This window comes from Allotabrizicola aquatica (SeqCode) (genome assembly GCF_965194375.1).
Taxonomy (GTDB): Bacteria; Pseudomonadota; Alphaproteobacteria; order Rhodobacterales; family Rhodobacteraceae; genus Tabrizicola_A; species Tabrizicola_A aquatica.
The window spans coordinates 201,103-226,911 of sequence record NZ_CBDAEL010000002.1; the positions used below are offsets into that span (position 1 = coordinate 201,103).

Here is a 25,809-nt window from a genome sequence, read left to right on the forward strand (position 1 = left end):
GGAGGCTCAGATGCAAGATGATACCCCCGGAGTGACCCCCGAAATCACGGCCGCCAAGGTGCTTCAACTCATCGTTCAAGCGCGCGAGGGCGATGTGGTGGCCGAGGAGTTGCGTGGGTTCATTGCCGGGCTGAACGTGGATGAGAAGGCGCATTTGACGGCCATTGCTTGGGTCGGGCGCGGGGCCTTCGAGCCGGAGGAATACCAAGAGGCTGTTCGTACGGCGTATACTGAGGCGACCACGCCGACCGCAGACTATCTGATGGGCATGCCGCATCTGGCGGAAAACCTTGAAGCTGGGCTTGAGGCTTTGGGGATTGACGTGTCAGGTGAGGAACAGGATTTCCTCTAGGCTGTCGCTCGGCCCCCCTTGATCCGAGCTGCCTGCATCACAATATATGCCCAATACTGAATTCGATCGGAAGATGCGCCATGAGCGATGCCGTCAAGCTTGCCTGTGCCACCTGTGGCCAGATGAACCGGGTTCCCTTGGTCAAGCTGGCCGAGGGGCCGAAATGTGGTGCCTGCGGCGATCCCTTGGCCGATGGGAAGGTGATTGAGCTCGATGCGCGCGCCCATGACAAAACCACGCGGGCGGATGAGATGCCGCTTCTGGTCGATTATTGGGCCCCTTGGTGCGGGCCTTGTCGCATGATGGCCCCGGAATTTGCCAAGGCGGCCATGAGCCTTAAGGGGCGAGCGCGGTTGGCCAAGCTGAACACCGAAGACCACCCTGAAATTGCCAGCCGGGCCCGGATCCAAGGTATTCCGGCGCTGGTGCTTTACGCCAAAGGGCGCGAGATCGCGCGTCTTTCGGGCGCGCGTCCCGCGTCCGAGATCGTGGCTTTTGTGCAAGGGCGCCTTGGCGCTTGAACAGATTCGCACAGAAATCACTTTAGGGTCGTCGACGATCCTTTGATACTCTGCCCCCAGTGTGAGGGGTGCAATGGACGATCTTTGGCGGCGCAAAGGCTGGAGCGGCCTGTCGCTCGCGCGGCAGTTTGCGCTGGCGGGTGGGGTTGTGATGCTGGTGGCCACCGGGCTGGTGGGCTGGTTCGTGGCGGGCCGGATTGAAGAGGTCGTGGTGCGTAACACCGCCAATGCCACAGCGCTTTACATGGAAAGCTTTGTCGCGCCCTTAACCCAAGACCTTGGTCATGCCGACAACCTGTCGGACGAGAGCCGCGCCCGGATCGGTGCGCTTTTGGAAAACACCGCGCTGGGTCGCCGCGTTGTCAGTTTCAAGATCTGGCGTCAGGGCGGCTTTTTGGCCGATGCGTCGAACACCGCTTTGGTGGGCCGCACCTTTCCGCCGACGGAGAATCTAAAGCTGGCCTGGGCTGGCGAGGTGCGGGCCGATTTCGAGGATACGGACGACCCCGAAGATAAGGACGAGAACGCGCTGGGTGTGCCCCTGCTGGAGATCTACTCGCCCATCCGCGATGTTGAAACGGGCCGGGTGATCGCCGTGGCCGAGTTCTATGAGGTGGCCACGCAGTTGAAGGCGGACCTCGCCCGTGCGCGTCTGGCCAGCTGGACCACTGTGGCGCTGGTGATGCTGGTCATCGGCGCGAGCCTCTTTGCGATCGTGCTGCGTGGATCGCGCACTATTGACCGTCAACTGGCGGCCCTGACCGAGCTTTCGGCCCGAAATGTCGCCTTGCGGCTGCGTGTGCAGGGCGCGGCAGCGCGCTTTGCGGCGATGAACGATCAGACCTTGCGGCGCATCGGGGCTGACTTGCACGACGGCCCCGCCCAGCAGATGGGCTTTGCGGCCTTGCGCCTTGATGCGCTGCGTCAAGCGGTCGGGCCGAAGGGCAGCGCGTCGGTGGACGAGGTGGCGCGCGCCGTGAAGGATGCGATTTCCGAGATCCGCACGATCTCGCGCGGCCTATCCTTGCCCGACATTGACCGCCGATCCCTGCCGGATCTGGTGCAGCGACTGGCCGAGGCGCACAAGGCGCGGACGGGCGTCGATGTGGCGGTCAGTTGCAGCATCCCGCCGGGGATCGAGTTGCCCGAGGCGGCCAAGATCTGCATCTACCGCTTTGTCCAAGAGGGCTTGAACAACGGGTGGCACCATGCCGAGGGCAAAGAGCAATCGGTGGATCTGGTGATTGACGGTGATGATCTGCGCCTGACGGTGGCCGATCGTGGGCCGGGGTTTGCGGCCCCGCCACCCGGTGCGGGGGCCGACGGCACCACCTTGGGTCTCGCCGGGCTTGGCGACCGGGTGGAAAGTCTGGGCGGGCAGCTGACGGCGCGCAACCGCGCCGGAGGGGGCGCGGAATTGGTGATGACATTGGATTTAAGGGGTTTGTGATGGTGCAGGAAATTCGCGTGGTGCTGGTGGATGACCATCCGATCTATCGCGAGGGCGTGGCGCGCACGCTTGCGGATGCGGGGGGTATCCATGTGGTGGGCCAGGCGGCTGATGGCGAGAGCGCTGTCACCGTGGTGCGCGATACCCAGCCAGACTTGGTGCTTTTGGACATTTCGATGCCGCGGGGTGGGGGTTTGCCCGCGCTGGCGCGGATCGTCCAGCTTGATATGCCCCCAAAGGTCGCCATGCTGACGGCCTCGGAGGAGGATGATGATCTGATCCAGGCGCTAAAGCTTGGCGCCTTGGGCTACGTGCTGAAAGGGGTGGGCGCGGGTGAGCTGGTTGAGGTGGTGCGCGGGCTGGCGGATGGACAATCCTATGTGTCGCCCGGCCTTGCGGGGCGGCTTTTGGTGGGGCTGCGAAGCCGTGGCTCGGTTGCGGCCAATCCGCTGGCCGACCTCACCAAGCGCGAGGAAGACATCCTGCGGCTGGTGGCGCAGGGCCTGTCGAACCGCGAGGTGGGGCAGTCGCTGGACCTGCAGGAAAAGACCGTCAAACACTACATGACCGCCATCCTGCAAAAGCTCCATGTCCGCAACCGGGTTGAGGCGGCGATGCTGGCGCGCGCGCATTTGAAGGATTGACCAAAGGCCGATGAGGCCCCCGACCAAGGTCCCATCGAAGGCATGCATTTCGCAAGCCCTAGGTCCGTTCCGCGCTTGGGCTGTATCCGTCAGGATCGGTGCATTGAAACCTTGATCCGATTGGAGACTATCATGAAAACCCTGATCCTTACGGCCACCCTTGCCTCACTCGCCTTCACCCTGACCGCCCCGGTCAGTGCCGCGACCAAGGGCAGCACCATCGTTGCCTTCGAAGAGGCCCTGCAGGGCGATTTCGACAAGCGCAAGAAAAAGCGCGTCAAGGGCGGCTCGGGCTGCGATTACGCTGGTGATGTTCTGGAACATCCCGAGTGCCGCTAGATCTGTTGAGGCGGGGGCGGATGGAGTCCGCCTGCCGCTGACATGATTTGCCGATCGCAGATGGAGGGGCAGGCCAATTGGCCTGCCCCTTCATATCCCAAGTTTACTTGACATTTCCGCACTGATGCGACACTTTTTTCGCCGGTTCCTTGGGGCAGTAGCTCAGTTGGGAGAGCGCGTCGTTCGCAATGACGAGGTCAGGGGTTCGATCCCCCTTTGCTCCACCAAGAACCCATAGCGCGCGTGTGTCTGAGGACTGTTTTGTGTGAGCCCGGCCGTGCTGGTCTGTTCTGGTTCGTCTGCGTTTTCTGGCAGATCGAACCTGTGTGTCGTTCTTGCGCAGACCGAGGCAAGAAGGTCTTGAAGCCCAGTTAGCTCAGGTCGCCCAACTCCCGGCCGATCCGAGCTGCCCGGCATTTCCAATCTAGTTCTCCAGATCCTCACCTTCCCCCTTGCCCCCGCCCGCCCCAGCCCTTAAACGGGTCGGCGGAGTGGTGGCCGAGTGGTCGAAGGCACACCCCTGCTAAGGGTGCAGACGGCAACGTCTCGAGGGTTCGAATCCCTTCCACTCCGCCACATTATCCATATATATTATTGAATTATATGGTGAATTTTTGTGTGAAGGCGGTGTTGTGTGCCGATCCGTATGCCGTCTAGGCTTGTGGTCGTTTCGCGCGCGCGGCGGTGTCGGATTTCTGAAGTTCCACTGCGACAAAAGAAGATGGTGCTGTGGATCGACTTGGATCGGAGCCATTACGATATCATTTGCTTTTCCAAGTCGGCTTTATTGTACAAATCGGGTGATAAGTTGCTCTTCTTTTTCCACTGACAGACATGCCCCACCGCTTCAGTGATGTTTGTGCCGAGTTTGGTGAAAGGCGGTGACATTGAACTTCGATTGCCAAGCGATCTCGGCACCTTTGCTCTCCTCAAGTTACCAAGCGCTCCCTTTTCCGCAACTGCAGGACCAGACCAAAGATTATCCCCTTTGCAGTGATGTCTTAGATTGGTTTCACGCTGTCGCTGCACTACGTTGACGGCCTGCATCATGAACATGGTATCGAGATCAGCCACGAAACGCTGCGCGCACTGGTGAAACCGGTTGGGTCCGATGTTTGCTGTGGAACGCTGGCGCAGGAGGTCGGATATAAGCGCGGTCGCAATCAGTGGCGCTTGCGACTCGATGAGGTCTTTGTAAAGACTATTGGAGTGCCGCATTACCCTTGGCGCGCCGTCGATCATGAGGGAGAGGTGCTGGAAAGCGTTGTCACCAAGACGAGGGACCGCAAAGCTGCACTGAAATTGCTCAAGAAATCGATGAAACGGCATGGCAGGCTTGAGAACATCGTGACGGACCGCATGCACGCCTACGGCGCGGCCCTGAAGGACCTGGGGCGTGGCGATGACCGCGAGATGGGGCGATGGATGAACAATCGAGCGGAGAACTCGCACTTACCATTTCGACGACGCGAACGAGCAATGCTTCGGTTCCGGCGCATGCGAACTTTACAGAAGTTCGCCTCAGTCCATGCCTCGGTCCACAACCACTTTCCGCCGGAGCGCCACCTCCAGAACCGCGATCACTTCAAACAGTCACGCGCCGCCGCTCTCGCCGAGTGGCGCGGCCTTCTTGCCGCCTGATACCTGAGTTGGGTTGGGCAAACGGAGACTGGTTCGCATTTGTCTGACAGCACCAGACTGTCTCGAGCCCAAGGGTTGAGGAAAAGACGAATGAGCTAACCTCGCGTCGTTGCTGAAACAGGCCTGTCAACCTGATCGGATCGTGCCGTCTCAGGTCATCGGAAGCCTTGCAGTGGCGGGTCAGGAGGTCACAGCTTTGGTGGTTGCCGACGACCCCAAGTAAGCCATCCTGGATGTGGGAGAGTCCCACGACGCCACCTTGCTTTTCCGGGGCTTGCTTCGGTCACGGCAGGTTCTAGCTTCATGTGCGACATCATAATGGTGCGGATCGTGCTTTGGAGTTTTCCCTTTTGGTCAATGACACTGCCGCCATTCCTGAATAGCGCGCGCATTGGAAAGCTTCAGCCACGTTACGAATGCTTACAGACGGGACGCAGCCATTTCTGTCAGCGCAACTTCCATCGGGTTGAAGATAAGATACATCTTCTGCTCTTGTCGACTTAGGGTTCGGAACGATGGCTGACAGCCGTACCGTCTGCAACAAGGTCACTCGGATGCAGGACCACCTGATCGCCCGCCTTCACCCCGGACAGGACCTGCGCAAAGCTATCGTTGCGTTCACCCAGAGTGACGATCTGCAACCGCGCGCACCCCTCCTGTACCACATAGGTGGCCCAGTCGGACCCGTCGCGGAACAGGGCGCCCACCGGGACCGACAGCACATCGTCGCCCTTCCACAGGTTGATGTGGGCGATGATGCGAAACCCGTGGCCCAGTAGCTGCCAGTCCGCCGGATCACCCCGCAGGTTCAGGATCACCCTGACCCGTTGCTCATCAATGCCAAGCGCCGAGACTCTGGTTCTGGCCGAAGGCTCGATGCGTTCGACGCGTGCCAATATGGGCGCGCCGCCCCATCCGGTGATTTTCGCCTCGGATCCCACGCGCGCGCGCGCAGCATCGCGCGACAGCAGGTCCACCGTGATCTCAAGGTTGCCGGGATTGCCGATCTCCATGATCGGCGTGCCGGGTTGCACCACCTGTTCGTTTTCGATCAGCACCCGCAGCACTCGTCCCGAGACTGGAGCGATGATGTCGACGCAACAGGCTTCGGCCCCGTAGGGATCGCCGGTTCCAAGCACCGCTTCGGCACTTTCCAACTCGCGCTGACGCACCGCAAGGTTGGCTTTGGCGCTGTCCAAAGCGGCCTGAGCAGTTTTCTGTTCCAGAATGGCGGCGTCCAGCACCCGCTGCGAGATGGCCGACCTTTCAAAAAGCGCGCGGGACCGGTCGGCCTCTGCGGTCTTGAACTCCAGCGCGGCTTCGGCTTGCGCCACCTGCGCTGCCGCAAGATCGACCGCAGATTGCGCGGCCGATCTGGTCGCCTCGGCCACACTGCGGGCGCGCGAATCCAGCAATGCCGGAGCCGCCGGGCCGATCACCGCCACCACGGTCTTTTGGGCAAAAACTGGGTCGCCCGCGTGCAGACCAATCCGCCGCAGCTTGCCGCCGATCGTGGCCGAGATGGTAAACACCTCGCGGATACGCGCCTCGCCCTCCTCGGCTACCGCGACCTCGATAGTGCGCGGCACCACTTCTGCCACCTCAACTTCAACCGGTCGGGGCAGAAAGGCCCAGACGATCCCGGCAAGAAGGGCCAGAACAGCGATTACCGAGATCAAACGGCGCATGGCTTACTCCCTCGTTTTCAGAACCTCGACCATGTCGAGGCGGTTGATACGTCCCCGGATCGCCCAGGCCGAGGCCAGAGCGGCAGCACAAACGACCAGACTGGCCGTCACATAGACCTCGGGCCCGATCACGAAGGGCACGCGGTATAGATCGGACGAAAAGGCCTCCACCATGCCAAACGCGATGACATAGCCGACCAGCCAGCCAAAGGGCTGCGCCAACAGCACCACCGTGGCCAGTTCGCCAAAAAGGATGCCGGAGACCTCGCCCCGGGTGAAGCCGAGAACCCGCAGGCTGGCCAGCTCCCGCCCCTGTTCCGAAAGCGCAATGCGGGAAAAGTTGTAGACCACCCCAACCGCAATGATGGCAGCAAGCCCGACATAGACGGTGATCATGACGGTGATGTTTTCCGCCAGAGTTTCCTTGAAGCGCGCAACCGTCAGTGCGGTAACCGCCACGAAGCCGGTCTTGGGTGTGGTTTTTGCGGCAGCATAGAACGCCTCCTGTCCCGTCTTGTCGATCTGCAAGGCTACCCCCGAGATCAATGCCCCTTCGCCCATCGCCCGGTTCAGCGCGGTGATCTCCATCGCCGCGCCAAGGCCGACATAGCCCAGCGACAAGCCGCTGACCGGCAGGGTGACCGTGCGGCGCGTGCCTTCCAGAAACTCGACGGTAACGCGGTCGCCGGGGCGAACTGCCAAGGCTTCGGCCAGCGCTTCGGACAGGATCAGTCCCGCTTCGGGCATTGCCATCGGTCGCAGATCGGGGGACAGAACGCGCGACAATAGAGGCGTTTCCGGCTTGCCCATGATCGACAGCTTGCGCGACTGGGCGCGGTGGCTGATCCGGGCGGCAACGGCGCGAAACGGCTCTGCCGCTAGAACGCCTGGCATCTGGCGGGCGGCAAACAGGGCGCGCGCCGGTTCGGGTGCCCCGAAGGCCACCAGTGCGTCATGCCGTTCGGCGCGGGTAAAGGTGACGTCGATCATGTGGTTGATCGACCCGAAGGACCACAGCGAGGCGACAAGGATCGCCACCGCCATGGCAACGCCAAACGTGCCAGAGGCGGTCCTTAGCGGCCAGCGGAACAAATACCGCGTCACCATCACGCCGGTCTGGCGCAGAGCGAACAGCCGACGGAAGGCCCATATCCGGGCCCGGTAGTCGGCTGGAGCAGGCGGCGACATCGCCACGGCGGGTGGCAGGGCCACGGCAACACGCACGGCCAAAAGCGCCCCGGCCACGGCAGCGGCCACAGTCACAGCGGCAGCTAGCCCGTAGATCTGCGGATCGCGGGTAAAGATCAGAAACGGGAACGAAAAGAAGCGGGCATAAAGCTGCGCCAGACCAACCCCAAGCCAAACCCCAGCCGAAATGCCAATGACGATGCCAAGTGCTGCGATTGCCAGCACGAATTCGACATAGTGCTGCGCGATGGCCCGCGAAGAATAGCCGATGGCCTTCAACAGCCCGATCTGCTCACGCTCCAGCGTGATCAGGCGCGACAGCGTGATGTTGACCAGCATCGCCGCGACCAGAAGGAAGATCGGCGGCAGGACCTTGACCATGGCGCTCAGTTGCTTCAGCTCGGCATCCAGAAAGGCGTGCGAAATCTGATCCTTGCGCGCCACCGCCCCGGCCCCGCCATAAGGCGCGGTCAGCCGGTCAAGCGCCTCGATCGTGCGATCCACCGACGCGCCGGGAGCCAGCTTGAGCACGACATTCGAGAACGCGCCATGAAGATCAAAGGCCGCTTCCAGCGCCGGGCGTGGCAGCCAGGCGATGCCGAAGCGGCGCGGGTCGGGCATCATCTCGCCGGGCCCTAGCGCATAGATGAACTCGGGTGACAGGGCGATGCCGGTCACCAGCAGGTCGCGCCGCTGGCCGTTCATCAGCACCGTTAGCGGCGCACCGGGCCGTAGCCGGTGAGCAGCGGCAAAGCCTTCCGACACCACAACTTCGCGGGCTGATTGCGAATCTGGCACCCGACCTTGCCGCAGGTGCAACCGGTTCAGCCCACGGTCTTCGTCTTCGGGCAGCGAGACCAGGAACATCGTGCCGGGCTCCGCCATGGTCGGCATGTCCAGCAGTGCCAACTTCACGATCCGGGCCTCGGCGGCAAGCACGTTGTCGATCTCGCGGATATCACCCTGCAAGGCGCTTGGGGCGCGGGTCACATCGGCGAAGACGTCGGCGAAACGGTAGTCGTCATAATAGCGCGCCCGCGTTTCATAGAGCGACGAATAGGCCCCGTTACCAAGGATCAGCGTTGCCACCCCGGCCGCCAGCACCAGCGAAATCGCCAGCACCTGCGCCCAAAGGCGGCGCAGATCGCGCAGCACCTTGCGGCGCAGGGGCGAGATCACCATGACACCTCCGCCGGGCTTTTCTTGATGGTGTTGACGGTTTCCTCGACGATCCGGCCATCGGCAAAACGCAGAACCCGGTCGGCAATTTCACGGATCGCGGCGTTGTGGGTGATGACCAGCGTGGTCGCGCCTATTGTGCGGTTCACCTGCGTCAACGCCTCCAGCACCTTGATACCCGTGGCCGAGTCCAGCGCGCCGGTCGGCTCGTCGCAGAGCAACACCTCGGGGTTCTTGGCGATGGCCCGCGCAATCGCCACCCGTTGCTGCTCGCCACCCGACAGTTGCGCGGGGAAATGGTCGCGGCGCTCTGTCAGGCTCACCAGCGCCAAGGCATCATCCGGCGACATAGGGCGACGGGCGATTTCGGTCACCAGCGCCACGTTTTCACGCGCGGTCAGGCTGGGCACCAGATTGTAGAACTGGAAAACGAAGCCGACGTGATCGCGCCGGTACTGCGTCAGGCCGCGTTCATCCAGCGCGGTCAACTGATGCTCTTCAAACCACGCTTCCCCCGCCGTTGCCGTATCAAGCCCGCCGACAATGTTGAGGAAGGTCGATTTGCCCGATCCCGACGGGCCGAGGATGACGATGAATTCGCCCCGTGCCGCCTGAAAATCCACCCCGCGCAGGGCATGCACTTCCTGCGCGCCGCTGCGATAAACCTTGGTCAGGTCCTTGGTGTGAAAGATGGTCTCGGACACGGCCGTCATTCTGTGCTGTTCCCGTTCGCAAAAGTCCTATCGGGTCTTGTCGGTTGGCGGTCTGCGTCCAGCCCGGCGTTTGACGAAGGGGGTGACTGTGTCATTCGGGCCAAGACATTCCCGTATCGCCGGCAGATCAAGGGTTTCTTCGGCTTCCAGCCGCGCGACAAGCTGTTCGACCTGGTCGCGGTGCGAATCGATGATCTGCAATGCCTGCGCTTCGGCTGCGTGCAACAGGGTGATTACCGCCTGATCCACCCGCCCGGCCGTCTGGTCCGAGAAACTGCGCGGCTGGGCGATCTGCTGGCCAAGGAACGGGTGATCCTCGCTGTAGCGCAGATCGACCGGGCCGATGTCGGGGTCCATGCCCCAGCGCGCCACCATCGACCGCGCCAGAACCGTCGCGCGGCGGATATCGTCATCGGCCCCCGAACTGACCGACCCGAGCAGCACCTTTTCCGCCGCACGCCCAGCCAGAAGCGTGGTCAGTTGCACCCGCAGATAGGCCTCGGGCAATGTGTGGCGGTCATGTTCGGGCAGCATATGGGTGCTGCCAAGACTGCGCCCGCGCGGAATGATGGTGACCTTGTAGATCGGATCGGCACCGGGGTTGTAGAAGGCCACGGCCGTATGCCCGGCCTCGTGCACGGCAAGGCGGTGCCGCTCGTCCGGCTGGATCGCCAGCGTGCGCACCGTTCCCATCATCACCTTGTCACGGGCCTGATCCAGATCGTCGGGGGTGATATCCGCCGCTGACCGACGGGCCGCCGTGATCGCCGCCTCGTTCAGCAGGTTCTTCAGATCGGCGCCGGAAAATCCCGGCGTGCCGGCGGCGACCTGACCCAGATCGACATCATGGCGCAGCGGCAGATCTTTGACATGCACATCCAGAATGGCCCGCCGTGCGCCCTTGTCGGGCAGTTCCAGCGTCACATGCCGGTCGAACCGGCCAGGCCGTAACAGGGCAGGGTCTAGCACATCGGGGCGGTTGGTGGCGGCCAGCACGACCACCGCCTCGCGCGGGCTGAAGCCGTCGAGTTCAGCAAGAACCTGGTTCAGCGTCTGTTCGCGCTCGTCATGGCCACCACCAAGGCCGGTGCCCCGCGTGCGGCCGATGCTGTCCAGCTCGTCGATGAAGATGATCGAGGGCGACTGCTTGCCCGCCTCTTCGAACATCTTGCGCACCCGGCCTGCGCCGACGCCGACGAACACCTCGATGAACTCGGACCCCGAGGTGGAAAAGAACGGCACATCCGCCTCGCCTGCCAGCGCGCGGGCAAGCAGCGTCTTGCCGATGCCGGGCGGACCCATCAGCAGCACACCATGTGGCACGGTTGCGCCGACCTTGGAAAACCGGTCCGGATCGCGCAGGAATTCCACCAGCTCCGACACCTCGCGCTTCGCTTCGTCCTGACCTGCGACATCGGCAAAGGTCACCTTGCGGGTGGGCTTGACAGGCTTGGCCGCCCGCCCACCCAGAAAATCGCCGATGCCACCCGGAAGCCCGCCGCCCATTCCACCGCCCATCATCCTGCGGCTGAGCCAGAAATAGAACGCAAGGATCAGGATCCACGGCAGCAACGAGACCAGAACCGACGGCGCACGCAGCTCTTCGGCTGTTACGGTAACACCCATTTCCTCAAGCAGCGGCAGCAACCCGGCGTCAGGTTGCTGCGGGGTGATCGCGCGCACCTGGCTGGCACCCCCGGCAGTCGGGCTGTGCAGATCGGCGATTATGGCCGTCGCCTGCAGCGTTGCTTCGCGTACCTGCCCGCTGCGGATGAGGGCTTTAATCTCGCTATAGGAGACATCAGAGGGTGTCGATGTTCCTGATGGCATCTGCGTGAACAGAAAGAAGAACCCAAACAGGATGAAGACCAGCGGCCACAGGATCCGGGAAAAATCCGATGGTCCCGATGGTTCTGGCGGCGTTGCGTGATTTCCCATCTGGTACCCCAATCCCGCTATTTCAGGCATGACCGGCAGCCCCGGAAACTTGCATGCACGAATGACCAAGCATAGCACTGCCGGGCATTCGTGACCTTGATGCAGATCAGACCGGCGTATCGACGGTCTCGGATCCCCTCACGTCCTCGCATCCAGCCATCGGTGGCTTGACTGCCCTATGCCAAAAAACGCCATTATATTGCTTTGTATTCAGTTGATTAATCTCCGGAGAGGAGCGAAGTTGATTGCGCAATAACGATGCAGCTCACCCCAGAGACACCGCCATGACCATCCGCCGCCCCACCGTGAATTACAAAGCTCTCGATGCGTTCACGACCACCAAGTTCCAGATCGACGGGCTCTGTCAGAAGAAACTGGCTTGAAGCGGTGAGGGCGTCTGCGTAGCCTTTCGGGATGACCCAGCGCTCACCTTTCCGCCACTTCAAGACCAGCCCAGACATCATCCGGTTGGCAGTGATGCTCTACATTCGTTTTCCGCTGTCGCTTCGCAACGTGGATGACCTCCTGCACGAGCGTGGGATCGAGATCAGCCACGAAACGGTGCGCTATTGGTGGAACCGGTTTGGTCCCATCTTCGCTTCGGAACTCAGGCGCAAGCGGCTAGACCGAATGCGTGGACGCAATCACTTGCGCTGGCACCTCGATGAGGTGTTTGTGAAGATCAACGGGGTGACGCACTACCTGTGGCGGGCCGTCGATCAAGAGGGGGAGGTGCTGGAAAGCGTTGTCACCAAGGCGAGGGACCGTAAAGCAGCACCGAAGTTATTGAAGCAATCGATGAAACGTCATGGCCTACCAGAGAGCATTGTGACGGACCGCCTGCGCTCATACGGCGCCGCGCTGAAGGGCCTGGGCCGTGGCGATGACCGCGAGATGGGGCGATGGATGAACAATCGAGCGGAGAACTCGCACTTACCATTTCGACGACGCGAACGAGCAATGCTTCGGTTCCGGCGCATGCGAACTTTACAGAAGTTCGCCTCAGTCCATGCCTCGGTCCACAACCACTTTCCGCCGGAGCGCCACCTCCAGAACCGCGATCACTTCAAACAGTCACGCGCCGCCGCTCTCGCCGAGTGGCGCGGCCTTCTTGCCGCCTGATACCTGAGTTGGGTTGGGCAAACGGAGACTGGTTCGCATTTGTCTGACAGCACCTGCTGCCCTCATCGGGCCAATTTTGGCCACACACAGTGTGAGGCACACTGTGTGGCTCAACGGACGCGATATCCGTTCGACGCAGTTTGATCTGTGTCATTATTTTAACACATATGGCCGTGATATGTGCGAATTAGGTCATAAAATGGGCGTCCTTGACTGGCACTGCTCTCTCTAAGCTTGGTTGCTTCGACGTAAGGATTTTCTGAGGAGGATTGCTGGCATGGTTTATCAAGTCATTCCAACGAACAACGCAGCCGTCGACTCTGTGGCTTTGGTTGCAGGAAAGATAGATGGCTCGCTCGACATCAGCGAAGAGCAAAAGGCCTCGATTGCAGCATTCATCCTCGCGCACCGCCGGCAGGACATCCTTTTTCTGAGCAACAAATCCGCAGGCCACCCCAACCTGCTCGGCGCGCTGCTAGACGCTGGGGTCTTAGGATGGGCTGGGGGAAAAGCTGGGTACACGGTCAATCCGCAGTTCAGGGCGCGCTTCGGATTGACGTTTTCGACGGTTGAGGATGGTTCACTCCATTCACACCCTGTGAGCAGATCAGGGCTTTGGTATCGAAACCGTATGTCCACGCGTTTTCTCTACTGGGAGGACGTGGTTTCTCTAGAGTTTACACCAGCGTTCTTTGTTTCACCCGTCGACTTTATCTCGACAGTTTCCGCCTTCAGGGATGGCTATCGACCCTCAGGGACCTTCCAACGATGCTATTACCCGCCCGATGTTGCAGAAGCACAGGTGTTCCTAGATGCAGTCCTGGCTGACGCCCAATCAGCAGGCATTGCGCTCGCCCAGATTGCTGATGGCTTTGTTTGTGCCGATCCAGTCGCTGTTAGAGACCACTTTGATGCCCATGCTGCCAAAAGGTACAACAGGGAAGGCGTGGGGTTTTCTATCGCGACAAAGGACAGGCAGGGGCGGGTTTCGCAGTGTTTGGGGCATTACTGACTGCACTGACTTCATCGACCCTGAAGTGGATCTGCGGTTTACATGCTGCACATGGGCAGTGTCAGATGAACTTCCGTTGCCCGGTGAGCCAGTCGTCTCTACATTCCTCTGATGACCAATCGTTCCGCTTTCCACTCTGGCTGTCGGAATGCCGGGCATGCGGGCGCAGATCAGAAGATGGAGCGCGACCAGTTGCAGCGTGCGGCAGACATCGTGCTGAGCGGTCGGTCCCGGGATCTGACCAGTAAGTGGCGCAGCTTTGGCTACCGGCTGCTTTTCATGGCCTTGCCGCGTGAAGTCGAGGCGTCGGGGATCAATCGCATCCACCGGCTCCACCGCGAGGAAGGGTAAACCGTCCTTAGACGCAAAATGCACCGCAAGGCTATTGGCACAAGGGCGCCGACCCTAATGGAGTTCGGGCGGATGCGCGCTGCTCGCTCAATTTGGTTTCGCAGAACTTTGGTTCGCCCATGGCCATTTCACTGGCGGATTGCGCTTGTGGGGGCTGAACGTGGTCGATGCTGTCACGCGCGAATGCCTTACCGCGATGCCTGACACATCAATCTCTGCCTGCCGCGTGGCACGTGAATTGCCTGCGCTGATCGAGCGCCGCGGTAAGCCCCGGATGATCTTATTGGGCGAAGTCACCGAACTGACTTCGAACGTGATCCTGAAGTGGTGCGCCGACACCAAGATCAAAGGGCATTGCATCGCGTTGGACAAGCCCATGCAGAAAGGCTTCTTGGAACGCTTCAACGGTTGGATGCGGGAGGAGTTCCTAAATGAGACGCTGTTCCCCAGCCTCAACCATGTCCACGATCTGATCGCGACATAGGTCACCGACTACAACACCGACAGATGGTCAGTTCGCTCCACCTCCAGTTCTTTTGACAGCCGTCAATGCCGCGCAAGCGTGGCCCGCCATACTGATCCTCGACGTGTGTCCATGAGGAGGGGCGGGAATGTGTGCCGAGAATTCCAACCAAGCCGATGGCGGCCTGACCCGGCGCGGCTTTATGCAAGTGGCCGGGATCGCGGGTGCGGTGGCCGGGTTTTCTGCCACGGCGGCGCGGGCGGATGGCCAGATCGGCTATTACGCCATGGACCTGTCCGATGACAAGCTGACGGCGATGCTGCGCATGATCCTGCGGATCCGTTGGCATGAACGCACAATGGCCGACAAGATGCTGAGCGACCCGAAATACCGGGCCTATAACCACTTTTACGCAGGCCAAGAGGCCGTGGCGACCGGTGTCTGCGCCGCCCTGCGCAACGAGGGGTCTTTTGACCAGCTGGACCTTGTCTATTCCACCCACCGCCCCTCGGGCCATGCGCTGGCCAAGGGCGTGGACATGAAGCTGATGCAGGCCGAGATGGATTTTCGCGCCACGGGCCTGAACGGCGGCTATGCGGCCGAGATGCATATCGCGGACCCCTCTGTGGGCTTCATGGGGGCGGATGGCATGATCGGCCCCGGACATGTGATCGCCACCGGGTCCGCCTTTGCGTTCCGGGCGCGGGGGTCGGATCAGGTGGCCGTGGTCTTTGGCGGCGACGGCACCTATGCGACGCCCCATTTCCATTCGGCGCTGAACAATGCCCGATTGCTGGACCTGCCTTTCATCTATGTGCTGGAGAACAACCTGTACCATCAATACGCGCATTATTCCTATTCCAGCCCGCATACCGACATTGCCGATGCGGCGCGCGCATATGGTATTCCGGCGCGGGTGGTCGACGGGCAGGATGTGTTCCAAGTCTACAATGCGGCGCGTGAGGCGGTGGATCGGGCTCGGTCGGGCGGTGGTCCCACCTTCATCGAGGCCAAGACCTACCGCTACTACAACCATTGGGGCGCTCCGGGGGCCGAGGTCGGCAAGCTTGGTGCCTTTGGCTATGACCCGCTGGCCATCAATTCCTTCCGCCCTGAACGCGAGGTTCGCGCCTGGATGCAGCGCGATCCGGTCGACATTGCCCGCAAGACGCTGATCGACTGGGGTGTGCTGGATGCCGCCGCTGCCGACGCTTTGGAGGAGGAGGCTAGGGCCGAAGTCAACGCGGCCTTTGAATGGGCCGCCGAACAGCCGCTTTGCCGGCCCGAGGACGGGCTGAAACATGTGTTCGCGGAAGGTGAGGTTCTTCCTCGCCAGATCGCCTGAGGAGGACCCGCCATGACCATCAAGACTTGGATGTATGCTGTGCTTGAGGCTGTCGCGGCCGAGATGCGGGCCGATCCCGCAATGGTCTGGATTTTCGAGCTGACGCCGCCGGTCGCCTCGAACGCGGGGATGCCGGTGATCAACTTGGAAACCGAGTTTGGCCGCAAGCGGGTGGTCAACACCGGCATTGACGAGAACTGGATGGCGTCGGCGGTTCTGGGGGCCGGTCTCGCGGGGTCACGCGCGGCGACCTATATCCCCTATCAGGGGGCCGGGATGCCGTTCCAGCTTATCCAGAACCATGCCGGCAAATTGCGCCACATGACGGGTGGAAAAGCTGCGATGCCGGTGGTTTTCGTGATGGAGATGACCGGGCAAACCCCCGGTTTTGCGGGCCAGCATTCCGATTATGAAATCGATTCCACCTATATGCACATTCCCGGTGTGCGCACGGTGGTGCCCTCAACCCCTTATGATGCCAAGGGCATGATGCACGCGGCGCTGCGCAGCCCCGATCCGGTCGTCTATCTTTACCCGGCGGGCCTGCGAATGCTGTCCGAGGAGGTGCCGGACGAGGCCTATGAGGTGCCGCTCGACAAGGCGGCGGTGCGGCAGGAGGGCACGGATCTGACCATCGTGGGGTCGGGGGCGGGCATGCCCGATGTGCTTGAGGCTGCCAAGCAGCTGGGGGCGGCGGGCATGTCAGTTGAGGTGATCGATCTGCGGGTGCTGAAACAGATGGACACCGAAACGCTGGTGACATCTGTCGCCAAGACCAAGCGCCTGCTGGCGGTGGATCAGACCTATTACACGCTTGGCCCTGCCGCCGAGGTTGTCGCCCGCTGCGCCGAGAATGTGGAGGGGGCACGCTTTCGCCGTCTTGCCTTTCCCGATGCGCCGCCGCCCGCCTCGCCCGAGATGTTCGGCTGGATGAAGGTCACCGCCGAGCGCATCGTGGCCGCCGCGCAAAAGATGGTGTGACCCATGACCAAAAGCGCTGTGAACACCAATGCGAGCCCGGTTGAGGCTTTGCCAAGTGAAGGCCGGGCGATCTGCGACCGGTGTCAGACCGGGGTTCTGGGTTTGGGTGCCATCAGCACGGCCTTTTGGCAGGCCGAAGGCCTTGTCGTGGTGCGCAATATCCCGGCCATGCTGTGCCCCGACTGTGGGGAGCAATATGTCGACGACTTGACGGTGGTTCAGCTGGATCAGTTGCGCGGTCAGCGCTTTGCGGGGCTGGCCACACTTGACCGGATCGTTGTCCCGATTCTCGATTTTGGCAGATCGGGATGAAATGGCGTGTCACATTGGTCAGTCTGGCCCTTGTGGTGGCGGCTCAGGTCTGGGCGGGAGACGATCCGTTCGCGTTCATGCCCGATGGTGGCCGAGGGGCTTTTCTGCGGGCCTTCCCCGACGCAGGTGCCCAGCGTGACGCCCTGTCCCAAAGCCGGAACCTACAAGCGTGGCAGGCTGTGCTGGCCAATTCAGAGCTGAGCACGCGCGAAATCGCGACCTTGGCCAGCTATCTTGCGCGCGTTGCCCCGCGCCCAATGAACGCTTTGCCAGGGGACGCTTTGCCAGGGGAGGACTTGCGGGTGGAGGAGTTGCGGCTGGCCAGCTTGCCGCCCGATGGTCGCGACCTTGCACTGGCGCAGTGCCAGTCCTGCCATTCGCTGTTCTCGGGGTATCTGATGCAGCGCCGTGACCGCACGGGATGGCTGATGATCTTTGCCTCGCCGTTCCACAAGGACATTCCGCTGACACAGACGGAACGCGAGATTTTCGCCGATTATTCGGCAATCAACATGCCGATGCGGGTGGAGGATGTGCCGCCCGAGATGCGGTTCTGACGGGGGGCGGCCATGAAAGCGCGGTGGTTGGCAGGGCTGATGATCGGCATGGCGGGGGTGGCCTCGTCTCAGATGGATTACTTTGCCTTCATTCCCGAGGGCGGGCGCAGTCTTTTGCAGACCCTGCTTGCCGACGATCCCGAGCTTGCCGCTGAGCTGACCGAGACGCGCCCCGCCGCAGAGTGGCTTGGGGCCATAAGCCGGGGCGATTTGCGCGGCGCAAAGGATCTGGACGAGTGGCAGGCCCGGACCTTGGCGGATTACCTGGCCTATGCCGCGCCCGTGGACCCGGCCGCGCTGCTGCCGGACGGGCGTGACATGACGTTGGACCGTTGCCAGTCTTGCCACATCATCACCGTCGTCGTGACCCAAGCCCGCGCCAAGGAGGCCTGGCTTGGCACGCTTGGCAAGCCAAGCCATGTCGGTGTGCCGCTGACCGAGGCGGAACGCGATCAGCTGGCCGATTATCTGACCGTGAATGCGGGCATCCCCATCGACGCCATCCCGCCCGAGCTTCGGGCCGGAGGCGCCTCTTACTAGGGTGGGCCATGGCTTATGCCGATGTCAGCTTCTGGCTTTTTCTTGGCCTTGTCCTTCTGGGAATTGTGGTCTTGCCGTCAAAGGCGCGGCCCCTTTGGTTGATTGCCGCCAGCCTGTGGTTTTACGCGGCACCCGATGCCCTGCGGCTGCTTTGGTTGGGCGGGGTGGTCGGGGCTTGCGCTGCCGCGCTGTCCGCGCCGTTCCTGCGCAAGCCGGTCATCGCGGCGCTGATCCTGGCCCTTGTCTGGGCCAAGTTTCCCGATGCCATTTTTCCCGATTCCTGGGGCCTGCCTGACCCGCATCCGCCGCCGGGATTGTCCTTCTACAGCTTCACGGCCATTGCACTTCTTGCGCAAGGCCTGCGCCGACCGGAACGCCTGAGCCTGAGCGAGCTTGTGCTTCACCTTGTGTGGTTTCCCAAACTTCTTGCGGGCCCCATCGAACGTGCCCAAGCGCTGGTGCCCCAGTTCCCCGGGCTTTCCGTGCAGCCCAGGCTTGCCGCTTTGGGCTGCGCCTTTCTGCTTTCGGGCCTCATCAAGAAATTCGTCATCGCCGACAGCCTTGCACCGATGGTGGATGCGACCTTTGCGATCCCCGCCCATGCGGCCCCGGTGGACCTGCTTTTGTCTGTCTATTTCTTTGCCTTCCAGATCTATGGCGATTTCTCGGGCTATGCCGACATGGCGATTGGTCTTTCGGCCCTGGTTGGTCTGCGCCTGTCGCGCAATTTTGACCGGCCTTATCTTTCGCCTACGGTCAGCGAGTTCTGGGCCTCTCGATGGCACATCACGCTGGGCCAGTGGTTTCGGGATTTCGTCTATGTCCCGCTGGGTGGCAGCCGCCGGGGCAGGTCGCGACAGATCGTGAACCTCATGGTCGTGTTCCTGCTGTCTGGGCTTTGGCACGCCGGGCTTGGTTATGGGGTTGGCTGGGGGTTTGTGGTCTGGGGGGGGCTGAACGGTGCGTTTGTGGCGGCCGAGACGGTCTTGCCTGCGCCCAAACGCCCGGTTTCGCGGGCGTTCAGGGGCGTTTTGACCTTTCATCTGGTGCTGATCACATGGGTCTTTTTTCGTGCAGCCTCTGTGAGCGATGCGCTGACGATCCTGTCGCGCATCGGGGAAAGCCTGTCGGCCTTGCCCAGCTTGATCATGCGCTACCCGTTCACCGCCGACCATGGGCTTGGCCTTGCCTTTGTCGCAAGCCTTTTGCTGACCGAGATTGCCTGTGGTTCGCGCCCCGCAGCCGAACGCTTGGTCACCGCACCCTTGGCGCTGCGCTGGGCGGGGCTTTATGGTGCGCTGGTGCTTTTGGCGGTGTTCGGGCGCTGGCAGGGTGCGGGGTTCATCTATGCCGGATTCTGAGGATCTGTGGCACCCCGGTCGCATTGCGGCTTTTCTGGCCCTTGGACTTGCGATCTATGTGGGGCTGTTTTGGTGGTCTGATGTCATCTTGCGCCGTCATGGCGACCAGAACCCCTTTTTGCGCATCGCCAATTTCCCAACTGAAACCGATTGGATCATCCTTGGGGCCTCGCATGCGATGCCGTTGGGCTTTGCGGACATGCCCGCGATCTTGCACGAAAGGACCGGGCAGCGCACCCTGACCCTTGCCGTGACCGGCGGTGGGCCGTTCCTGATGCGGGTGATCGGTGCGCGTTGGTTCACCGATCATCGTGCCAAGGGCGTCTTGATCGTGCTGGACAGCTTTGGCTTTGCCGACCCCCGCTGGAACGCGCTGCGGCTTGCTGACAGCGATGTGCTGCCGAAGATCCCGGCGGATTGGGCGACGGTCAAGATCCTTGCGCGTGCCGTGCCCCGGGGGCTTTCGTGGCAAACGTGGCTTGCCTATGCCTCTGGCTTTGCCCGGATCAATGACCGCACCCGATTTTCGCCCGACAGCTGGGAGGCCGAGGCACGGTTCGACAGCGCCACGCGCCCCAATGCCGCGGCCACGAAGGCGCGCGTCGGGTTTCTTTACCCCGGCCCGCCTGACGCGCAGGCGCTGGATCAGGGCTTGGCAGATCTTGAGGCCTTGATCCGCGAGGCCCAGTCCCACGGCGCCAGCGTTGTGATTGTCCGTCCGCCGCTGCCCGAGGCATTTCGCGCGGCCCTGCCGGACAGTCCCGGCTTTGAGGCCCGGTTGCGGGACCATGCGGCCCAGCTGAACGTTGCGGTCCATGACTTTTCGGCCAGCTTGCCCGCGCCACACTACTATTTTGATGCCGATCATCTGAACCGCACCGGGGTGCTTGGCTGGCTTGACCAAGGGCTCGCAGAGCTGTTGGCGAGCCCCGATGATGGCGGTCAATGACGCGCGATCAGGCCTGCGGCAGGCTTGTGGCGCTTGCAGACCGGAGGATCGCGATGCCCGTTTCATCATCTTTTCCCATGCCGCAGGTGTCGCGGCGCAAATTGCTGATCGGGGCAAGTTCGGCCACAGCCTTTCTTGCGCCCGCAGGTGCCGTGCAAGCCAATGGGTCGGCGGAGCTTTCCGTGACGGAGGCCTTGCGCAGCCGTCGTTCGACCCGGGCCTTCTCCGAACGCGGCCTTGATGCGCCGCTGATTGCCGAGATTCTTTGGGCTGCCGTGGGCGTTAACCGACCGGAAACCGGCCTGCGCACCGCGCCCTCTTGGTATGGGGCCGCTGATGTTGGCCTTTATGTGGCCACCACCGACGGGGTGCAGTCCTATGACCCTGTGTCAAGCAGCCTTGGCCCGATGCTGTCGGGGGATATTCGCAAGACCTTGTCGCCCCAACCCTTCGTGGCAACGGCCCCGGCCTGCCTGATCTTCATCTCGGACCTTACCAAGCTTTCCGCAGCCCCGAGCGAGGATGAAAAGCGTCTTTGGGCGACGGTCAATGCCGCCATCGCAGCGCAGAACGTCTATGTCTTTGCGGCGGCGCGTGGCCTTGGCACCTGCCTTGTCGGGGGGCTTGACCGGGAGGCGATCCGTGGTGGCCTGAGCCTGACCGCGCAGGACCATCCGACGTTTGTCCAGCCCATCGGCTGGCCGGCCTAGGGGCTGTTGCTGGCCCTTGAGCCGCCTTAGCTTCGAGGGTCGCGGTCGGGCGGTTTAGGGCTTGGCAGCAGGGCGGCTGCCAAAGCGAAGAGGACCCCGATCACCAAAAGGGCGGCGCGAAGGATGAGCGGATGCGCCACGACGCTTGCGGCGCTTTGCGCGATGGCGCTGGGTAGGACGCGCTGCGCAAGGCTGGGCGGCGGAGGATCCCTGCGGCGCAGGGCGCTGACCACGAGCAGGATGAACCCGACCATGAAACTCAAGGCCCCGCCGACCACCAGCAGCGCAAGGCCCGTGCCCAGCCACTGGCCCAGAAGGACCACCGCCGCCCCCATTAGGCAAACCCAGGCGGTCGAGATCAAGAGCAGCATGACCATGGCCAGCGCAAAGACCTGCCCCGCTTTGCGAGATCGGCGCATCAAATTAGTCCTTTCTGCGCAGGACCATCCCCAAGGCCAAGCCAAACCCGATCACCCCCAGAACGCCACCGATCCAAGTCAGGGGATGTTCGCGAACATGGCGTTCCACCTTGGCCTCGGCCTTTGCGACGCGCGCTTGCAGGTCCTGCGCCCGGCGGCGGCCTGCGTGGACAAGGCTGTCGGCGTCCTCTTCGACTTCGTCGCGCAGGGCTTCGAAGCGATCAAGGCCGTAAGCCCTGACCTTATGCGCAAGATCGGCCACCGCTGCGCGAAGATCGTCAAGGTCAACCCCGGGCACGGGTTTGTCGGCCTCGGGTCGTGCAGTCTCTTCGGGCATGGCCATTCCTTTCGCTTTGCGCGCCGCGTTTACCTGCGGCCTGTTTCCAGATGACTTTCGTGCCGGCTTCATGCCCCGACCTCGCTAAGAACGACGAAACTGGCGATGCCTTGCATTAAGACTGGCTCCATTATCTCGTCACTTCTCTCTAAGCCTGAGCTCCTATCACCGTCTTCGCGTAGGTACTGCATCCTGCTCGGCGCTTCATTGACGACTGATAATCGCGGGTTCGGCGGGCTCTTTGGACACATCGGGGGCGGGCAAAGGTTAAGGCACGCGACCACTTGTCCAAGAATAACGCCGCGTCCAGTCAGGTCGCCACCGGTTTGGGTCATGCTGATCCAGCCCAACTCCGGGCCACGATATGGCGGTGAGGTTGTGCGATTGATCCACGCGACTAGGGCGTCATTTTCTTTCTATTCCACAAGGCGAGCAAGATCTAACACGCGCGCCGCGAGCCTGCGGTTGGTCGTCACGCGCTTGCCGCCGGGGCCGCGACCGGACTGCGCAACCCCAAAAGGACGATGGCCCCGGCCCCCAGCAGAAGCGGCACAAAGTTGAGAAGCCAGCCAAGGATCGGCACGAAGTTCAAGAGCGCCGAACCCAAAAGCCCCAGTGCCAGAACAAGGATTTGCGCGGAAAGGCCGGCGGGTTCACTAATCCCGAACGCGCGCGCCACGCGCATGCTTAAGGCGTAGACGCCCAACAGGTAGCTCATCATCCATCCCAGAAGGATCGTGGCAAAAACAAGGGGTAGCAGCGGGATACCGATGATCGTCATCACCGCGACCGGCACCAAGCCGAGCAGGGCTGCCAGACCCAAGACACCGGCGAGAAGGCAGGCCCCGGGCTTGGCATCAATGGTCTGCCGCACCCGGTCGGACCAGACGGGTGCCATCGCCAGAGTGATCGCGCCGACCGCAACAAGACCCGCAAGGATCAGAACGGCTCCGCCCATCACCGCACGAGCCGAGGGCATCATGGGATGCCCTTCGCGCCAGCCTTGGCGGATTCTGGTGACTGTCTCGGGCAGGACCAGTCTATGATAGGTAACCCGGTTTGCCGGGATCAAGCTCGCGGGCACTGTAATTGGTTCTGCGGCGGAGTAGGTGAGCCGCCCCGAAATGCGAGCGTTCGGCCCGAAACGTGCCGTCTCCATCAGCATCAGGACATCGCCTGTGACAGCAGCATTCAGTGTAATCTCGCCCGCCGTCACCGTCAGGGCACCCATGATCGGCCCGTCGATGACCACATTGCTGCCCGCGAGACGGGCATTTCCCGCGACGGTTGCTTGTGCCGAGGTGCGCAGGTTCATCCCCATGGCAGTCAGGTCCTGAGCGACCGGGGCGAGAACTGCGACGTTTGCCCCTGCAGCGTAAAGGTTCCCGGCAATTGGTGCCTCGACCGACACGTCGAATCCTGCGGCATGCGTGTCACCGCCAGCCTTGCCCTTCAACACGACGGACTGGCCCGCTGCGAACACATCGCCAGTGGTGTTCAGCTCAGGCAGGCCCGAAGTGCCGGAAAGGAATAGGTCGGTCCCGTTGCGCAGACTGGCGGTCTCAGCACCGAGCAACGTTGGCGACAGGAAGGCGAGCAAGCACAGTGTCAGGAGTTTCGGCATGACAGGACCTCCAGCTTTTTGTCACCATGTAATTCTCAAGCCCTGGCCTCATTGACGCCCGTCATCTGCTGCTTGACGCCTATCATAGCGACAAAGTGATCATCTCGGTTAGCGTTCCGGCATCCCGGGAGGCGCCAGATGCCCGCACAGCCAGTGCGCGCAGACTATGCTTGGTGGGCAGACCCGACCGCCGAGGTATTGCGCGCGCTGGCGACGACTGATGCGGGCCTATCGAGCGCTGAGGCAAAGGCCCGCGTCACGCCTGGCCTTGTCGAGACCCGGCATCAGACGGCGCGGTCGCTGCTCATCCCCCAACTGCGTAACCCGCTGGTTCTGATCCTTGCGCTCTCTGCTTTAATTGCGACCCTTGTTCGCAGCTATGCTGACGCCGCGATTATCTTGGTCATCTTGCTCTTGTCGGCCCTGATGGGCTTTGCCCAGAAATGGCGCGCTTCACGCGAGGTTCAAGACCTTCTATCTCGCATCCGGCACATGGCCCACGTTCGCCGCGATGGCGTCGAGAAAGTGATCCCTGCGGCTGAGGTGGTGCGGGGCGACATTTTGATCCTGCGTGCGGGCGATCTGGTGCCCGCCGATGCCCGGATCCTTGTCGCCGACACTCTCTTTGCCATTGAGGCCCCGCTGACTGGCGAGCCTTTTCCTGTTAAAAAAAATCTGAGCCTGTTCAGTCCGCCGCAGCCTTGGCCGCCCGAAGCTCTGCACTTTGGACTGGAACCTCGATCCGCTCTGGCACGGGTGAGGCAGTGGCCGTTTTAACGGGCCGCGCCACGGTATTCGGCGGCATCGCCGAAAGGCTGGAACGGCGCGAGGGGGAGACGGCCTTTACAACTGGCTTGCGCCGGTTTGGCCTGATGCTGTCCGAGCTGATGCTGGTCATCGTCCTTTTGGTCTTTGCCGTAAATACATGGCTGGGCCGCCCGTTCTTTGACAGCCTGACCTTCGCTTTGGCCCTTGCGGTGGGGCTGACCCCGCAGATGCTGCCTGCAATGCTGTCGGTGACGCTGGCCTCAGGCGCGCGGCGGCTGGCGCAGAGCGGGGTGATCGTGCGCAGGCTTTCCTCGATCGAGAACCTAGGCAGCATGGATGTTCTGTGCACCGATAAGACGGGTACGCTGACCGAAGGCCACGTGGCGTTGGCCCGTGCAACGGATGTCGAAGGCAAGGACGATCCGCACGTATTGGGCTTGGCCGTCCTGAACGCTCGCTTGCAACGCGGCATCGACAACGCGCTCGACAGCGCGCTTCTGGCGGAAGCGGTTCGTCTGGGTATGCCCGAAACGCTGGAAGAGAAGCTGGGCGAGGTGCCTTATGACTTTTCGCGCCAAAGGCTATCGGTCGTGGTAGCCGAAGCTGGCGCTGCCCGGATGGTCACCAAAGGCGCGGCGCTTCCGCTGCTCGAAATCTGTACCCTGTCCTCAGGCCAGCGGGTCACGCTTGCCCAAATGGTCGAGGATTGGGGCCGCGAGGGGTTTCGGGTTCTCGGCCTTGCGAGCCGCAACGTAGAACGGCTTGCAGAATGGTCCGCTGATCAAGAAAGCGCCATGAAGTTTGAGGGGTTCCTTCTGTTCTCCGACCCGCTTCGGCCCGATGCTCGGTCCACGGTGGCCGCGCTTGGTAGGCGCGGCATCTCAGTTCGCATCATCACGGGGGACAACCGCTTTGTCGCTGCCCACGTCGCGGCACACGTCGGCGTGGCGCACGCCCATGTCGTGACCGGGACCGATATCGCCACCTTGGGGGCCGACGCCCTCGCGCGCCTCGTGGCCCGAACCCATGTTTTTGCCGAGATCGACCCAGCGGGCAAGGAGCGTATCGTCGCCGCGCTGCGCAAAGCAGGCCATGTTACGGGCTATATCGGCGATGGGATCAACGATGCCACGGCGCTGCGGTTGGCCGATATTGGACTGTCGGTCGAAGGCGCGGCTGATGTGGCGCGTGACGCAGCCGACATGATCCTGACGTCACCCGACCTAGGCGTGGTGTTGATTTTCACCCAGACCGGAGCCGGTTTTTTCACCGAGAAGTGAGCCACCTCTGATTATGGATTTTGGT

Annotated in this window: 24 protein-coding genes, 2 tRNA genes and 2 pseudogenes; 21 read left to right on the plus strand and 7 right to left on the minus strand. The window is 62.2% G+C overall.

The window, feature by feature from the left end:
- Positions 1-10 precede the first annotated feature (10 nt).
- The 8 genes and pseudogenes from AC72UB_RS03675 (at position 11) to AC72UB_RS03710 (ending at position 4,947) form a co-directional block, all read left to right on the plus strand.
- Complete coding sequence (locus AC72UB_RS03675) at positions 11-352, plus strand: DUF3775 domain-containing protein (RefSeq protein ID WP_505188567.1); 342 nt, start codon at positions 11-13, stop codon at positions 350-352.
- Between the two features lie 80 nt (positions 353-432).
- Positions 433-873 (plus strand): thioredoxin TrxC, encoded by a 441-nt coding sequence (gene trxC / locus AC72UB_RS03680; RefSeq protein WP_505188568.1) that lies wholly within the window; start codon positions 433-435, stop codon positions 871-873.
- Positions 874-946: 73 nt separating this feature from the next.
- Entirely contained in the window at positions 947-2,323 is a 1,377-nt protein-coding gene (locus tag AC72UB_RS03685) for a sensor histidine kinase (RefSeq protein ID WP_505188569.1), read from the plus strand.
- A complete protein-coding gene (locus AC72UB_RS03690) occupies positions 2,323-2,967 on the plus strand; it encodes a response regulator (protein ID WP_505188570.1) in 645 nt (214 codons plus the stop codon). Before AC72UB_RS03685 ends, AC72UB_RS03690 begins: the two co-directional genes overlap by 1 nt.
- Positions 2,968-3,099: 132 nt before the next feature.
- Positions 3,100-3,306: a hypothetical protein gene (locus AC72UB_RS03695; protein WP_505188571.1), complete on the plus strand. Its 207-nt coding sequence runs from the start codon at positions 3,100-3,102 to the stop codon at positions 3,304-3,306.
- Between the two features lie 151 nt (positions 3,307-3,457).
- Positions 3,458-3,533: transfer RNA gene (locus AC72UB_RS03700), tRNA-Ala, on the plus strand.
- 261 nt (positions 3,534-3,794) lie between these two features.
- A tRNA-Ser gene (locus AC72UB_RS03705) sits at positions 3,795-3,882 on the plus strand.
- 321 nt (positions 3,883-4,203) lie between these two features.
- Positions 4,204-4,947 (plus strand): annotated as a pseudogene (locus AC72UB_RS03710) (IS6 family transposase).
- A 500-nt stretch (positions 4,948-5,447) separates the two neighbouring features.
- Here the strand turns inward: AC72UB_RS03710 and AC72UB_RS03715 are convergent.
- From AC72UB_RS03715 to ftsH, 4 genes are read right to left on the minus strand one after another with little or no spacing between them, the layout of a single operon-like run.
- Positions 5,448-6,635, minus strand: a complete 1,188-nt coding sequence (locus tag AC72UB_RS03715) for an efflux RND transporter periplasmic adaptor subunit (protein ID WP_505188572.1) — start codon at positions 6,633-6,635, stop codon at positions 5,448-5,450.
- Between the two features lie 3 nt (positions 6,636-6,638).
- Positions 6,639-9,005 (minus strand): ABC transporter permease, encoded by a 2,367-nt coding sequence (locus AC72UB_RS03720; protein ID WP_505188573.1) that lies wholly within the window; start codon positions 9,003-9,005, stop codon positions 6,639-6,641.
- Complete coding sequence (locus AC72UB_RS03725) at positions 8,999-9,706, minus strand: ABC transporter ATP-binding protein (protein WP_505188846.1); 708 nt, start codon at positions 9,704-9,706, stop codon at positions 8,999-9,001. Before AC72UB_RS03725 ends, AC72UB_RS03720 begins: the two co-directional genes overlap by 7 nt.
- 36 nt (positions 9,707-9,742) lie before the next feature.
- Positions 9,743-11,653: an ATP-dependent zinc metalloprotease FtsH gene (gene ftsH / locus AC72UB_RS03730; protein ID WP_505188574.1), complete on the minus strand. Its 1,911-nt coding sequence runs from the start codon at positions 11,651-11,653 to the stop codon at positions 9,743-9,745.
- 414 nt (positions 11,654-12,067) lie between these two features.
- On the opposite strand from ftsH, the gene AC72UB_RS03735 reads away from it, so the two are divergent.
- The 11 genes and pseudogenes from AC72UB_RS03735 to AC72UB_RS03785 all read left to right on the plus strand — a co-directional run bounded on the left by AC72UB_RS03735 (position 12,068) and on the right by AC72UB_RS03785 (position 21,356).
- The gene (locus AC72UB_RS03735; RefSeq protein WP_505188575.1) at positions 12,068-12,775 is read left to right on the plus strand and encodes an IS6 family transposase; all 708 of its coding nucleotides are present in this window, start codon (positions 12,068-12,070) and stop codon (positions 12,773-12,775) included.
- A 277-nt stretch (positions 12,776-13,052) separates the two neighbouring features.
- A complete protein-coding gene (locus AC72UB_RS03740; RefSeq protein WP_505188576.1) occupies positions 13,053-13,787 on the plus strand; it encodes a hypothetical protein in 735 nt (244 codons plus the stop codon).
- A 144-nt stretch (positions 13,788-13,931) separates the two neighbouring features.
- Positions 13,932-14,619, plus strand: a pseudogene (locus AC72UB_RS03745) (integrase core domain-containing protein); the annotation flags it as partial.
- Positions 14,620-14,749: 130 nt separating this feature from the next.
- Positions 14,750-15,946, plus strand: coding sequence for a thiamine pyrophosphate-dependent dehydrogenase E1 component subunit alpha (locus AC72UB_RS03750; protein ID WP_505188577.1), 1,197 nt, complete (start codon positions 14,750-14,752; stop codon positions 15,944-15,946).
- 12 nt (positions 15,947-15,958) lie between these two features.
- A complete protein-coding gene (locus tag AC72UB_RS03755) occupies positions 15,959-16,927 on the plus strand; it encodes an alpha-ketoacid dehydrogenase subunit beta (protein WP_505188578.1) in 969 nt (322 codons plus the stop codon).
- Between the two features lie 3 nt (positions 16,928-16,930).
- Positions 16,931-17,239, plus strand: a complete 309-nt coding sequence (locus AC72UB_RS03760; RefSeq protein ID WP_505188579.1) for a YgiT-type zinc finger protein — start codon at positions 16,931-16,933, stop codon at positions 17,237-17,239.
- Positions 17,236-17,796: a hypothetical protein gene (locus AC72UB_RS03765; RefSeq protein ID WP_505188580.1), complete on the plus strand. Its 561-nt coding sequence runs from the start codon at positions 17,236-17,238 to the stop codon at positions 17,794-17,796. The genes AC72UB_RS03760 and AC72UB_RS03765 overlap by 4 nt, the downstream gene beginning before the upstream one ends.
- 12 nt (positions 17,797-17,808) lie before the next feature.
- Entirely contained in the window at positions 17,809-18,336 is a 528-nt protein-coding gene (locus AC72UB_RS03770) for a hypothetical protein (RefSeq protein ID WP_505188581.1), read from the plus strand.
- Between the two features lie 8 nt (positions 18,337-18,344).
- Positions 18,345-19,697 (plus strand): MBOAT family O-acyltransferase, encoded by a 1,353-nt coding sequence (locus AC72UB_RS03775; protein ID WP_505188582.1) that lies wholly within the window; start codon positions 18,345-18,347, stop codon positions 19,695-19,697.
- Complete coding sequence (locus tag AC72UB_RS03780; RefSeq protein WP_505188583.1) at positions 19,684-20,646, plus strand: hypothetical protein; 963 nt, start codon at positions 19,684-19,686, stop codon at positions 20,644-20,646. The genes AC72UB_RS03775 and AC72UB_RS03780 overlap by 14 nt, the downstream gene beginning before the upstream one ends.
- A gap of 53 nt (positions 20,647-20,699) precedes the next feature.
- The gene (locus AC72UB_RS03785) at positions 20,700-21,356 is read left to right on the plus strand and encodes a nitroreductase family protein (RefSeq protein ID WP_505188584.1); all 657 of its coding nucleotides are present in this window, start codon (positions 20,700-20,702) and stop codon (positions 21,354-21,356) included.
- Between the two features lie 26 nt (positions 21,357-21,382).
- Here the strand turns inward: AC72UB_RS03785 and AC72UB_RS03790 are convergent, their stop codons facing one another.
- The 3 genes from AC72UB_RS03790 to AC72UB_RS03800 all read right to left on the minus strand — a co-directional run bounded on the left by AC72UB_RS03790 (position 21,383) and on the right by AC72UB_RS03800 (position 23,736).
- Positions 21,383-21,775 carry a hypothetical protein gene (locus AC72UB_RS03790; protein ID WP_505188585.1) on the minus strand — a complete coding sequence of 131 codons (393 nt, stop codon included), beginning with the start codon at positions 21,773-21,775 and terminating at the stop codon, positions 21,383-21,385.
- Between the two features lie 4 nt (positions 21,776-21,779).
- Complete coding sequence (locus AC72UB_RS03795) at positions 21,780-22,112, minus strand: ElaB/YgaM/YqjD family protein (RefSeq protein WP_505188586.1); 333 nt, start codon at positions 22,110-22,112, stop codon at positions 21,780-21,782.
- Between the two features lie 472 nt (positions 22,113-22,584).
- Entirely contained in the window at positions 22,585-23,736 is a 1,152-nt protein-coding gene (locus AC72UB_RS03800; RefSeq protein WP_505188587.1) for a DUF8173 domain-containing protein, read from the minus strand.
- A gap of 138 nt (positions 23,737-23,874) precedes the next feature.
- On the opposite strand from AC72UB_RS03800, the gene AC72UB_RS03805 reads away from it, so the two are divergent.
- A complete protein-coding gene (locus AC72UB_RS03805; protein ID WP_505188588.1) occupies positions 23,875-24,513 on the plus strand; it encodes a P-type ATPase actuator domain-containing protein in 639 nt (212 codons plus the stop codon).
- Positions 24,438-25,784 carry an HAD-IC family P-type ATPase gene (locus AC72UB_RS03810; protein WP_505188589.1) on the plus strand — a complete coding sequence of 449 codons (1,347 nt, stop codon included), beginning with the start codon at positions 24,438-24,440 and terminating at the stop codon, positions 25,782-25,784. The genes AC72UB_RS03805 and AC72UB_RS03810 overlap by 76 nt, the downstream gene beginning before the upstream one ends.
- Positions 25,785-25,809 lie beyond the last annotated feature (25 nt).